At 69.3% G+C, this 11,341-nt stretch carries 12 protein-coding genes and 2 tRNA genes; 10 read left to right on the plus strand and 4 right to left on the minus strand.

From position 1 onward, the window contains the following. The coding region (locus tag ACFVVO_RS00875; protein ID WP_390050850.1) for a trypsin-like peptidase domain-containing protein at positions 1-2,267 on the minus strand (2,267 nt) is incomplete at its 3' end. Positions 2,268-2,294: 27 nt separating this feature from the next. Then, positions 2,295-2,666: a trypco2 family protein gene (locus tag ACFVVO_RS00880; RefSeq protein WP_390050851.1), complete on the minus strand. Its 372-nt coding sequence runs from the start codon at positions 2,664-2,666 to the stop codon at positions 2,295-2,297. 581 nt (positions 2,667-3,247) lie between these two features. On the opposite strand from ACFVVO_RS00880, the gene ACFVVO_RS00885 reads away from it, so the two are divergent. From ACFVVO_RS00885 to ACFVVO_RS00895, 3 genes are all read left to right on the plus strand, one after another. Further along, complete coding sequence (locus ACFVVO_RS00885) at positions 3,248-3,991, plus strand: transposase family protein (RefSeq protein ID WP_390050852.1); 744 nt, start codon at positions 3,248-3,250, stop codon at positions 3,989-3,991. A 224-nt stretch (positions 3,992-4,215) separates the two neighbouring features. Next, positions 4,216-4,650 (plus strand): VOC family protein, encoded by a 435-nt coding sequence (locus tag ACFVVO_RS00890; RefSeq protein WP_390050853.1) that lies wholly within the window; start codon positions 4,216-4,218, stop codon positions 4,648-4,650. A 186-nt stretch (positions 4,651-4,836) separates the two neighbouring features. Continuing rightward, positions 4,837-5,049 (plus strand): hypothetical protein, encoded by a 213-nt coding sequence (locus tag ACFVVO_RS00895; RefSeq protein WP_390050854.1) that lies wholly within the window; start codon positions 4,837-4,839, stop codon positions 5,047-5,049. A 76-nt stretch (positions 5,050-5,125) separates the two neighbouring features. Here the strand turns inward: ACFVVO_RS00895 and ACFVVO_RS00900 are convergent, their stop codons facing one another. Together ACFVVO_RS00900 and ACFVVO_RS00905 are read right to left on the minus strand one after the other, a co-directional pair. Beyond that, positions 5,126-5,782, minus strand: a complete 657-nt coding sequence (locus ACFVVO_RS00900; RefSeq protein WP_390050855.1) for an NAD(P)H-binding protein — start codon at positions 5,780-5,782, stop codon at positions 5,126-5,128. Between the two features lie 115 nt (positions 5,783-5,897). Beyond that, positions 5,898-7,166 (minus strand): amidohydrolase family protein, encoded by a 1,269-nt coding sequence (locus ACFVVO_RS00905; protein WP_390050856.1) that lies wholly within the window; start codon positions 7,164-7,166, stop codon positions 5,898-5,900. Between the two features lie 360 nt (positions 7,167-7,526). Between ACFVVO_RS00905 and ACFVVO_RS00910 the strand changes: the two genes are divergently transcribed. The 7 genes from ACFVVO_RS00910 (at position 7,527) to ACFVVO_RS00940 (ending at position 11,187) form a co-directional block, all read left to right on the plus strand. Next, positions 7,527-7,599: transfer RNA gene (locus ACFVVO_RS00910), tRNA-Thr, on the plus strand. A gap of 45 nt (positions 7,600-7,644) precedes the next feature. Next, positions 7,645-7,717, plus strand: a tRNA-Met gene (locus tag ACFVVO_RS00915). Between the two features lie 90 nt (positions 7,718-7,807). After that, positions 7,808-7,972 (plus strand): 50S ribosomal protein L33, encoded by a 165-nt coding sequence (gene rpmG, locus ACFVVO_RS00920; RefSeq protein ID WP_006347275.1) that lies wholly within the window; start codon positions 7,808-7,810, stop codon positions 7,970-7,972. A gap of 108 nt (positions 7,973-8,080) precedes the next feature. After that, positions 8,081-8,533, plus strand: a complete 453-nt coding sequence (locus tag ACFVVO_RS00925; protein WP_390050857.1) for a MaoC family dehydratase N-terminal domain-containing protein — start codon at positions 8,081-8,083, stop codon at positions 8,531-8,533. An 8-nt stretch (positions 8,534-8,541) separates the two neighbouring features. Continuing rightward, complete coding sequence (locus tag ACFVVO_RS00930; RefSeq protein WP_390050858.1) at positions 8,542-8,970, plus strand: MaoC family dehydratase; 429 nt, start codon at positions 8,542-8,544, stop codon at positions 8,968-8,970. A 114-nt stretch (positions 8,971-9,084) separates the two neighbouring features. Further along, complete coding sequence (locus ACFVVO_RS00935) at positions 9,085-9,654, plus strand: TetR/AcrR family transcriptional regulator (protein ID WP_390050859.1); 570 nt, start codon at positions 9,085-9,087, stop codon at positions 9,652-9,654. A 90-nt stretch (positions 9,655-9,744) separates the two neighbouring features. Further along, a complete protein-coding gene (locus tag ACFVVO_RS00940) occupies positions 9,745-11,187 on the plus strand; it encodes a DHA2 family efflux MFS transporter permease subunit (protein WP_390050860.1) in 1,443 nt (480 codons plus the stop codon). Positions 11,188-11,341 lie beyond the last annotated feature (154 nt).

Raw genomic sequence — 11,341 nt, forward strand, 5'->3', positions numbered from 1 at the left:
ACGAGGTCACGCATGCACTCGGTGTTGCCGGCCTCGATGGCTTTGCGGAACCACTCCTGTGCTGCGTTCAGGTCCGGCGGATCAAGCCGGTCGGCGAAAAGAAGGCCGAGGTCACGCATGCACTCGGTGTTGCCGGCCTCGATGGCTTTGCGGAACCACTCCTGTGCTGCGTTCAGGTCCGGCGGATCAAGCCGGTCGGCGAATAGAAGGCCGAGGGTGCGCATGGCTGAGGCGTTACCGAGATAAGCGGCTCGTTCGAGCCAACGTTGGCCAGCCTCGAGATCTGGCGGCGAGGTCTCGTTGACGTATAGCCAGCCGAGGTTGCGCATGGAATGTGCGTTCCCGGCGCCGGCAGCAATGGTAAGAGCCTTGCGGGCGATGTCGGGCTTTCCGCGGTAGTAGGCGGAAGTGCCTATCAGGTTGGCGGTGGCCTCGTCGGCGTGGGCGAGGCTCCGCGTCCAGAATGCGTCGGGGATCGGACGGCCGCCTCCGGCCTGCCCGTCGTCGTGCGCAACCAGGTAGGGGTAGGCGGTGTAGTGCCACGTGGTGTCGTCCCGTCGGTGGACGGCGAGCGCGGCGAGCTGCCCCGTCGTGCGCCCGTCGGAGTCTGTGGGCGGGGTCCGTGCCTGCTTGATGACGGAGGAAATTTCCGTGTTGCCGGGATTGAGGTATGCGGCGATGGTTAATAGGCGCTCCCTGGCAAGATCCCTGAGGAGGGGTTCCTCAATGGGCTGTTCAAGGGTGATGCGCTGCCAGTCAATCGCTGTCTGAAGCACGGCGCGTAGCAGGGGAGGAGCGTCTGTGTACTGGCGAAGCAGTGCCGGCGCGCCAGCCAGCTGCTCGGCAAGCCCGTACTTCGTGAGATCCAGGGCTGGGTAGATGGAGCGCGCGGCGGTCTGCTCGTCAAGGTCCGCGCTCGTTGGCTCCAGCGTGATGGTGGTAGGCGCAGCGTCATCAAGTAGCTGGCGAGTACCGGGAGCCAGATCGATGTGCTCGTTCAAGCGCGCTCGCTCTTCCTGGCGAAGCGTTGCAAGCACGATCGTGTCCCCTGGTCGGGAAGTCAGTGCCTCAAGCCGGGCTGGCGTCAATGCCTTGTCGCCGACTAGGTAGCGCTGAAGATCGTCGAGCCACACCACCAGTGGCCAGCTGCTGTCTATGATCCGGGGATGCGCTATCAGGTCCGCGAATCGAGCGGGGTCCGGCTTTGCGAGGCCGGCCTGTGGCCACACTGCACGGAGGCCTTCGAACGCGGTGCGGGTCTTGCCTGCCTTCGATGGCCCGACCAAAAGCACCATGCGGCCAGGAACGCCAAGGGCCTCACGAATACGGTTGTCGACGTCATGAGCGGTACGCGGTAGGTAAGGGTCCTTGTGACCGTGTCGGTGACGGTCTCCGTACTCTGTTGGGTCAGCACCCAGTTGGTAGGGCGTTAGGTCAGCGACAATCGGCAGGTCGTTGTCTGCGCCGAGCTGGTCTACCAGACCGGTCAATTCTTGTACCGCCCCGGCGGCCACTGGTAGCTCATTCACTCCGGGCAGGCCGAGTGCGCTCGCAATTTGGCGGGCGCGTCGAGCGGTTGAACGGGCGATCCTATCGATGGGGACCACGATGAGCGGGTTGTTGCCGAGGTGCGGACGGTGCTGGACGACGTGACCGAGCGCGTGCCCCTCGTGGAAGACGAGTGCCCCGGATAGTCCGCCCCATGGCGACCCTTCCACAGTCTGCTGGGGAGGCCCTTGTGGCGCTGGTTGCATCTCCCCGAGCTTTTCGTCACGCACCACAAGATGGTTCGCTGCCGCTCCTGCTCCTTCGGCCTGGCGGATGAAGCCGTGGAACTCGGCCGCTACGACAAACCCATCCGGTTCTAGTGCGTACATCGGGTATCCCATTGCGACGCAGTCCACAAGCTCACCCGACTGGCTGCGATCGACACGTGCAAACGGTGGGGGTGTCCAGCTAGCGCCCGCCCATGGCGGCTCACTCAGGTTAAGAAGCGCTACGTCCAGACCCCAGGATCCGTATGCTTTCGCGTGGCTGCGGGATGCTATGTAGTCCGTGACAAGCGCAGCCTGCCATTCATTGTCCGCCCAGCGCCGCACCATAAGCGGCACTCGGAGCCTCGTGGTTGGATCTTCGGCAGTACAGTGCCAGGCCGTCAGTACTTTGGTCGCTGTGATGAGGAACCCTGACCCCCATCGGCGTCTGCCGTCAGGCAATTGGGCGATCACAGCAACGACTCGCTCTAAGGGCACCCGATTAAAGGCCACCTCTGCACCCCCGTTGCGTGTCGAGGCTTAGTTCTCATCCTCAGGGTCGGAATCCGCATCCGGTACACCCTGGTGAGCCGAACCCTCCTGAAGGGCGGTCGATGCTGGCACGACACCCGACACTAGCCAATCCGCCGAATACTCCCCCTCAGATGGATTCCACCATTGCGGAGTCAACGTCAAATTGACCTTCTGTGTTTTCGCCGAATCGATGGAAGCCCCGGCCTCCACTACCTTCCACCCAATCTTGCCGTTTACATCCTTCGTCACGACCAGTTGAAGCTCCAGGTCCACCGGGCTGACCTGGAACCGCATCCATGAGCCCTCCCCCTCCCCCTTGGCCTCGGTCAACTCCGCACGAAGCGCCCTGATGGCTTCACCCAGTCCAATTTCGCTCACCACGCCGTTGCACCCAATCTCAGGCTCGAACGTTTTATCGACAGCGATGGTTGCCAGTACTCCGGCCCCTCACCCCAGTATCGACCAACACAAGCTGCCTGGGGAGCTTTTCCGACGATCGCCATGGCTCCCCGACTGGTGACCGCTCGAACACCTTCGGTGCAGGTAGCGGCTTGGGTTCCAGCACGTAGGAGGTACGCAAGCTCACCATTGCGACTATCTGTTCCGACGTGGGCACGATCGCAGGAGCACGGGACGGCCGCGGGAGATCGGCGTCACGACGGCGCGTGCCAACGGCGCACGAGGCGAGGCGCGACTGGGCCAAGATTGAATTCCCCAGATGCCCCCGGCAGTAGGCGGTACATGGATAGCCGCAGGTCGTAGAGGGTGGACTGGGCCCGCTGTAAATCTGCCGGCTCAGCCTTCCCAGGTTCGAATCCTGGCGCCGCCACACTGAGCGTTTTCAGCGTGGCCACTGATCGGGTGACGCCGGTGAGGTCGAGGTGAGGGCCACAACGCACAAAGCCCCCGTGCCGTTGGGGAGGTGTTCGAAGTCTCAACCCATCGGCACAGGAGCCCTGTTGGTTCCCTATCCTGCCGCACTCGACCTCCCGCATGCCCTCGTCGAGTGGGTCACGATGCTCATCGTCTCCCGTGAGGGTGACCGACGGTGCAAACTCCCGCCGCACCAGCGGGCGCTCGTCGCTCTGGTGTACCTGCGCCGCCACGACACTCTTACCCGGCTCGCGTCCGGCTTCGGTATATCCGTCGGCACCGCCCACGCGTATGTCACCGCCGTGACCGCCCTGCTCGCCGAACGGGCCCCGGGCCTGCTCAAGACTCTGCGCGAGCATGATCCGGAGTTCGTCCTGCTGGACGGGACCCTCGCCGAGTGCGTCCGCGTCGGCGACAGCCGAGCCGACTACTCGGCCAAGCACCGTCGGCACGGCGTGAACGTCCAGGTCGTCACCGACCCCGCCGGTGAGGTCCTGTGGATCTCGCCCGCGCTGCCGGGCCGCACCCACGACCTGACCGCGGCCCGCACCCACCGCATCATCCGGATCTGCGAACGCCAGGGCGTCCCGATCCTCGCCGACCGCGCCTACCAAGGCGCTGGCCCCTGGGTCACCACCGGACTCAAACGGCCACCAGGGGGTGAACTCACCCACACCCAGCGCACCGTCAACCGGGCCCTGGCCGCGGCGAGAGCACCAGTCGAACGCGGCATGGCACAGCTGAAGTCCTGGCAGATCTTCCGCAGGTCCCGGATCAGCCCCAACCGCATGACCGTCCTAACCCAAGCTGTCCTCACCCTGGAGAGGTAACGCTGAAAACGCTCACTGAGGGAAACCCCCTCTGACCAGCCCATTGGGCAGGTCGGAGGGGGTTTCTTCGTTTTCTGCGATGGCGCGGGTGCCGATTCCGCCCGCACGACCGATGAGTTCCGCTCGCCGCCTCGCCGCCTCGCCGCCTCGCCGCCTCGCCGCCTCGTCTGCATGCCGGGAACGTCTCGCGCCGGCTGCGGGAGGCCCGATGAAGGAGGCCCGGCGTGACGATCCGGCGGATGGAGAACGTCGTCGTCGACGACCTTGACGCCGTCATTTCGTTCGTCGTCGAACTCGGCATGGAGCTGGAGGGCAAGGGACCACTCGAAGGGCACTCGGCCGAGCGTGCCATCGGGCTCGACGACGTCCGGCAGGACATCGCCATGCTGCGGACTCCGGACGGACACGGGCGGGTCGAACTGGCGAAGTTCCACAGGCCGAAGGCCGCCGAAGCGGAGCCGAGAGACGCGCCGGCCAACGCGCTGGGCATCCGCCGCATCATGTTCGCCGTCGACGACATCGAGGACGTCGTCGCCCGCCTGCGGGCACACGGCGCCGAACTCGTCGGCGAGATCGGGCGGTACGAGGACATGTACCGGCTCTGTTACGTCCGCGGGCCCGAGGGCATCGTCATCGGACTGTCCGAGGAGCTCGGCTGAAGGCCGCCCGACTCGGCCTTCCCGGCATCGCGCTCGGCGCGCCACCCGGCAACGTCCGTCACGCCCTCGGGCCGCGAGTGCCCCAGTGCCTGTCGGCGGTTACCGGTCCGGCACGGCGGCGCCGGGCAGGGGAGAGGGCCGCTTCGGCTCCTGCGGTGCCGGTGGGGCAGCGGGCACACTGGCCGCATGGCATCCCGTCGCAGAACCTGTCCCGTGTGCCGCCGTGAGATCGCCGTCGTCGCGGGTCGCTTCGCGCGGCACGACCCGCCCGGGGCGCGGGAGAACGGGGGACTCCTCTCCTGCTCCGGGTCGCGGCGGCAGGCACAACTCGGAGCGGTCCAGCCGGCGTTGGACGGGTACGCCGTACCGGACTTCCCCGGGCAGCTGCCTCTCTTCTGACCGGTGAACGGCCGTTGCGCCTCCGACCGGTGAACGGCCGTTGCTCTTCTGACCGGTGAACGGCCGGCCGGCGGTCTCAGTTCCCCGCGACCGACTTCACGGCCACCGACACCGGCGTCGAGCCGCCGATCAGCTCCAACGTCAGACCGGCCGTCGCCGAGGTGTCCACCAGCTCCGCCAGAACGGCCGCCACGTCGTCCCGCGGGACCGGGCCGCGGCCGGTGTGGGCCTCCAGCCGGACCAGACCGGTGCCCGGTTCGTCGGTCAGCGCGCCGGGGCGCAGGATCGTCCAGTCGAGGGCCTCCTGCCGGGTGACGTACGCGTCGGCCTCACCCTTGGCGCGCAGGTACACGTCGAAGACGTCGTCGCCCTGGTGGGCGGGATCCGCGCCCATCGAGGAGACCACCACGAAACGGCGCACACGCGCGCGTACGGCCGCGTCCGCGAACAGCACCGCCGCGCCTCTGTCCACCGTGTCCTTGCGGCCCGTGCCGCTGCCCGGGCCCGCGCCCGCCGCGAAGACCGCCGCGTCCGCGCCCTGCAGATGTGCCGCGACCTCCTCCACCGAGGCGGACTCCAGGTCGAGCAGGACCGGTTCGGCGCCCGCCGCCCGCAGGTCGTCGCCCTGCTCCGCCTTACGGATGATCCCCGCGACCTCGTCCCCGCGCGCGGCGAGCACCCGCTCCAGCCGCAGCGCGATCTGACCATGACCACCAGCGATGACAATGCGCATGATTCCGACCGTACGCCCGAAGGAGCCCGTGCGCCGCATGGGTTGGGGGGGGAGAGCGCCGCCCCCCCCGTTCACTCCGGGTGCGCGTCGGGCTCCCGCGCGACAGCGGGCACGCTCACGACAGCTCCCCCCGCCCCTGCCGGGGCAGGCCCAGCTCGGCCGCCACCGCCGAGTTGCAGTACTCGCGGACCGCGCTCGTGCGGGCCACCACCCGGCCGCGGTGCACCACGATCCGGCTGTAGGCGAGGGAGAGGGCGCCGGACAGATGATCGCCGCGTACGGCCAGCAGTTCGGCGGGGAAGCCGGCCTCGACGCGTACCTCGGGCAGGCCCAGGGCCTCCCGGGCCGCGGCGCTGACCGCCTCGTAGGCGTCCTCGGGGCGCAGGCCGTGCGCGGAGGCGAGGAGATAGGCGGCCTCCAGGGGGTCGCCCCGGCCGACGGGGTTGGCGACGTCCCGGAGGGCGCCGCTGCCGGCCGCCACCCGGACCCCGGCCGCGCGCAGCAGCCGTACCGGCGCCGCGCCCCGCCGGTCCGCCGCGCCGCAGCCGCCCTGGGGGAGGCACACCACCGTCACACCGGCCGCCGCGAGCTGCTCGGCCAGCCGGGAGGCCGCCTCGGCCGGCAGGCGCGCGAGACCGGCGCACGGGCCGACCGTCACGCCGGGGCGCAGACCGCCCGCCATGGCCGCGAGCCGGGAGAGCCGAGCCGGGTCGGTGGCGTCCGTGTGCAGGTCCACCGGGCAGCCTTGCTCGGCGGCCACCTCCAGGACGGCCTCCACATAGCCCGTGGGATCCGGGTCCGTGTCCGGGCAGCCGCCCACCACCGACGCGCCCATCTTCACCGCGTCCCGGAGCATCGCGAGTCCCTCGGCCCCCGCCACCCCGGTGAGCAGGCGCGGCATCGCCACCGTGGTCAGCTCCGCGAGGCCCCGCAGCGAACGTCGGGCCTGCAGCACGGCGCCGAGCGCGCCCAGGCCCTGGACGTCGCCCACGCGTACGTGCGCGCGTGCCGCCGTCGCGCCGTGGCCGAGCTGGAGCAGGGCCGCCTCCGTGGCCCGGCGCTGGACGTCCTCGGGGGCGTACGAGACCGGTCCGGGGTGCTCGGCGGACAGCGCGGTGTCGCCGTGGGCGTGCGGCTCGGCCGGGGCCGGCAGGAGCAGATAGCCGTTGAGGTCCACGCGGGAGGTGCCCGGCCTGGGCGGGCCCGGCGTCAGGCTGCCGGCCGTGCCGACGGCCTCGATGCGCCCGCCGCCCAGCCGTACGTCCACGGTCCGGCCGTCGGTGAGCCGCGCCCCGCACAGCAGCACCACGGCCTGGTCGGGCCGCCCGGAGGGTCCCGACTGGTTCGACGGCCAAGGGGGCGGCTGCGGCTGGCTGTCGGGCATCGGACTCCAGGGTTCGGGCCGGGGGCTCGGGGCAGGTCCGCGTGAGCGGGGCCCGGGGCATGCACCGGACCCAAGATCACGCAGAGTGAGTCGAGCCTAGGGTGGCGAACCCTGTGGGGCGCGGAGGAGCGCAATAGTCGTACCGGCGTGGCCCGTCCATGGCGGGACGTCCGTCACCCGCAGCGACGGGCGACCCTTCGCACGTGCTCGTGTCCGCGCCGAAGCACGCGCGTGCTCGCACCGGAGGGGGCTGCGGAGGCTGCCGGGAGGGCCCGGAACCGCCCGGGAAGAGGAGCGCGGCGGGCGTCCGAATACGGATTTGGGCGAACGGCGGCGGACCGTGTAATGTCTTCATCGCTCGCCCCAATAGCTCAGTCGGCAGAGCGTCTCCATGGTAAGGAGAAGGTCAACGGTTCGATTCCGTTTTGGGGCTCTGGTGTGAGAGGTTCCCGTCGAAAGGCGGGTCCGATCGCATCATAGCGGTGTAGCTCAGTCGGTAGAGCAAGCGGCTCATAATCGCTGTGTCACCGGTTCAAGTCCGGTCACCGCTACTGACAGTAGCCGATTGCGGGGTCGGTCCTTCGATCGGCTACTCTTTCTTGCGTTGAACAAGTCCATCCGTTCGTCTTAGGAGCACTCACGTGGCTGCCACCGACGTCCGCCCGAAGATCACGCTGGCCTGCGTGGAGTGCAAGGAGCGGAACTACATCACGAAGAAGAACCGGCGTAACAACCCGGATCGTCTTGAGATGAAGAAGCACTGCCCGCGTTGCAAGGCGCACACCGCGCACCGCGAAACGCGATAAATCAGGCTCGTACGTGAGGCCGCCCCCGCAAGCTGGGGGGCGGCCTCACGTCGTTTCACCGGCTGCTGAGACCAGACACGCTGCTTGAGACCAGGAGGTGCCGGGCCAATGGCGCTCGACCAGTCCTTCGTGGGGCGGACCTACCCGCCCACCCCGCCCTACGAGGTGGGACGGGAGAAGATCCGCGAGTTCGCCGAGGCGGTCGGGGAGACCAATCCGGCGTACACGGACCCGGAGGCCGCCAAGGCGTTCGGTCACCCGGACGTGATCGCCCCGCCGACCTTCGTGTTCTCCATCACCTTCCGGGCCGCCGGACTGGTGATCGAGGACCCGCAGCTCGGGCTCGACTACAGCCGCGTGGTGCACGGCGACCAGAAGTTCGCCTACGTCCGCCCGGTGCGGGCCGGTGACCGGCTCACGGTGACGTCCACCATCGAGGGCATCAAGTCGCTCGCGGGCAACGACATCCTGGACATCCGCGGCGAGGTGCACGACGAGGCCGGCGAGCACGTGGTGACCGCCTGGACCAAGCTCGTGGCCCGTGCGGCCGAGGAGGCGTGAGGCAACCGATGACGGCGAAGATCGCGTACGACGACGTCGAGGTCGGCACCGAACTGCCGGCCCAGACCTTCCCCGTGACCCGCGCCACACTGGTGCGGTACGCGGGTGCCTCCGGGGACTTCAACCCGATCCACTGGAACGAGAAGTTCGCCAAGGAGGTGGGGCTGCCGGACGTCATCGCGCACGGCATGTTCACCATGGCCGAGGCGATCCGCGTGGTCACCGACTGGACCGGTGACCCGGGCGCGGTCGTGGAGTACGGCGTCCGCTTCACCAGGCCGGTGGTCGTGCCGAACGACGACGAGGGCGCGGTGATCGAGGTCGGCGCCAAGGTCGCGGCCAAGCTCGACGACCGGACGGTGCGCGTGGACCTGACGGCGACGAGCGGTGGCCAGAAGGTGCTGGGCATGTCCCGTGCGGTCGTGCGGCTGGCCTGAGGGCTCCGGCTGCTGGAGCGAGGGGCGTCCACCACGGGTGGGCGCCCCTCGCCCGTACCTGGGCCCGGGGGCACCCCTTGACCAAGTTAGTGATTGAGTACTAACTTCCTCTCCATGCCCAGGATGAGTGCGGAAGAGCGGCGCGAGAGCGTCATTGGCGCGGCGATCTCCGAGTTCGCGCGGAAGGGGTACTACGGCACCTCCACCGAGGCGATCGCCAAGCGGGTGGGTGTCTCGCAGCCGTACCTCTTCCGGCTCTTCGAGGGCAAGAAGGCCATCTTCGTCGCCGCCTCGCTGCGGTGCGTGGAGGACATCTGCCGGGTCTTCGCGGAGGCGGCCGAGGGGCTGGAGGGCGAGGAGGCCCTGCATGCCATGGCCGGCGCCTACGTACACCTGATCACGGAGCAGCCCGAGAAGCTCCAGATGCAGATGCAGACGTACATCACGGTGGCCGCCGCGGAGGCGGAGGGGGAGCACGGGTTCGGTGAGGCCGTACGGGCCGCCTGGATGCGGCTCTGGGACACCGTCCATCTGCCGCTCGGCGCGGACGACGGCGAGACCACGACCTTCATGGCGTACGGGATGCTCATCAACACCCTTGCCGCCATGGGGTTCCCGCCCGAGCACCGGGTCTGGCAGGCGATGTACCCGTCGTCCCGGATCACCGGCCGGCTCCAGCAGTAGGCGGAACGGGAGGCGGAACCCGCCTCTTTCATGGGCACAGAAGTTAGTCAGCAATTACTAATCAGTGCTGGAACACCCTCTGGGGGAGAGATGTCACAGCAGACCGCACGTCGCGGGGGCGCCGCCTGGGCCCTCGTCATCACCAGCATCGCCGGGTTCATGGCGGCCCTCGACAACCTCGTCGTCACCACCGCGCTGCCTTCCATCCGCGAGGACCTCGGCGGCGCGCTGGACGACCTGGAATGGACGGTCAGCGCCTACACGCTCACCTTCGCCGTCCTGCTGATGTCGGGTGCCGCGCTCGGCGACCGCTTCGGGCGCCGCCGGCTCTTCCTCGCCGGACTCACCGTCTTCACCGGCGCCTCCGCCGCCGCGGCCATGGCTCCCGGCATCGGCTCCCTCATCGCCGCCCGCGCCGTCCAGGGCGTCGGCGCGGCCGTGCTGATGCCGCTCACCCTCACCCTGCTCACCGCAGCCGTGCCCGCCGCCAAGCGCGGCATGGCGTACGGCATCTGGGGCGCCGTCAACGGCCTCGCGGTCGCCTCCGGGCCGCTCATCGGGGGCAGCCTCACCGAACACATCTCCTGGCACTGGATCTTCTGGCTGAACGTCCCGCTCGGCGTGGCCCTGCTGCCGCTCGCCCGACTGCGCCTCGCCGAGTCGTACGGCACCGGCGCCCGGCTCGACCTGCCCGGCACCCTGCTCGCCAGCGGCGGCCTCTTCGGAATCGTGTACGGCCTGGTCCGGGGACCCGCCGACGGCTGGACCGGCTCCCTGGTGCTGACCGCCCTGTTCGCCGGGAGCGCGCTGCTGGTGGGCTTCGTCCTCTACAGCACCCGCGCCACCAACCCGATGCTGCCGATGCGGCTGTTCCGCTCCCGTGCCTTCTCCGGGATCAACGCGGCCAGCCTGCTGATGTTCGTCGGGATGTTCGGCTCGATCTTCCTGCTCAGCCAGTACATGCAGGGCGTGCTCGGCTACTCGCCCACCGAGGCGGGGCTGCGGATGCTGCCGTGGACCGGTATGCCGATGCTCGTGGCGCCCGTGGCGGGCATCCTCTCCGACCGCGTCGGTGGCCGCCCGGTCGTCGCCACCGGCCTGTTTCTGCAGGCGGTGGGCCTCGGCTACATGGCCTCCGTGGTCTCCGCCGACGTCTCCTACGCGGCCCAGCTGCCCGGTCTGGTGATCAGCGGCATCGGCATGGCGCTGTACTTCGCCCCGGCCGCCAACCTGGTGATGTCCAGCGTCCGTCCGCAGGAGCAGGGCATCGCCTCCGGCGCCAACAACGCGCTGCGCGAGGTGGGCGGCGCGCTCGGCATCGCCATCATGTCGTCGATCTTCGCCGCCCAGGGTGGTTACGCCAGCGCCCAGAACTTCGTGGACGGTCTGCGGCCCGCCCTGGTCACCGGCTCCGCGGTGGTCGCCGTCGCCGGCCTGGCCGCCCTGCTCATCCCGGGCCGACGGCGGACGCCGAGCACCGAGCCGGCCACCGGGCAGGAGTCCGCACCGGCCGCCGAAGCCCTCTCCGTCTGACACCCAACGGCATCCGCACGCGCGCGTGGACCCTTCGAGGCCCACGCGCGTGTGGCGTGCGCGGCTCGGCCGGTCAGTGGGGTGTCAGGGTGCGGTCAGCGGGGCCTGGCACTGTTGTGCATGTGAACGGCGCGGGGGACCGGGTCGGGAGCGA

The sequence above is a fragment of the Streptomyces sp. NPDC058145 genome, from assembly GCF_042884245.1.
Lineage (GTDB): Bacteria > Actinomycetota > Actinomycetes > Streptomycetales > Streptomycetaceae > Streptomyces.

Excerpts from the sequence above, each read along its gene's own strand:
- ACFVVO_RS00935 (WP_390050859.1), top strand. The coding sequence starts at position 9,085 with ATGCCCAGGATGAGTGCGGAAGAGCGGCGCGAGAGCGTCATTGGCGCG.
- ACFVVO_RS00905 (WP_390050856.1), bottom strand. The coding sequence starts at position 7,166 with ATGCCCGACAGCCAGCCGCAGCCGCCCCCTTGGCCGTCGAACCAGTCG.
- ACFVVO_RS00930 (WP_390050858.1), top strand. The coding sequence starts at position 8,542 with ATGACGGCGAAGATCGCGTACGACGACGTCGAGGTCGGCACCGAACTG.
- ACFVVO_RS00940 (WP_390050860.1), top strand. The coding sequence starts at position 9,745 with ATGTCACAGCAGACCGCACGTCGCGGGGGCGCCGCCTGGGCCCTCGTC.
- ACFVVO_RS00900 (WP_390050855.1), bottom strand. The coding sequence starts at position 5,782 with ATGCGCATTGTCATCGCTGGTGGTCATGGTCAGATCGCGCTGCGGCTG.
- ACFVVO_RS00895 (WP_390050854.1), top strand. The coding sequence starts at position 4,837 with ATGGCATCCCGTCGCAGAACCTGTCCCGTGTGCCGCCGTGAGATCGCC.
- ACFVVO_RS00925 (WP_390050857.1), top strand. The coding sequence starts at position 8,081 with ATGGCGCTCGACCAGTCCTTCGTGGGGCGGACCTACCCGCCCACCCCG.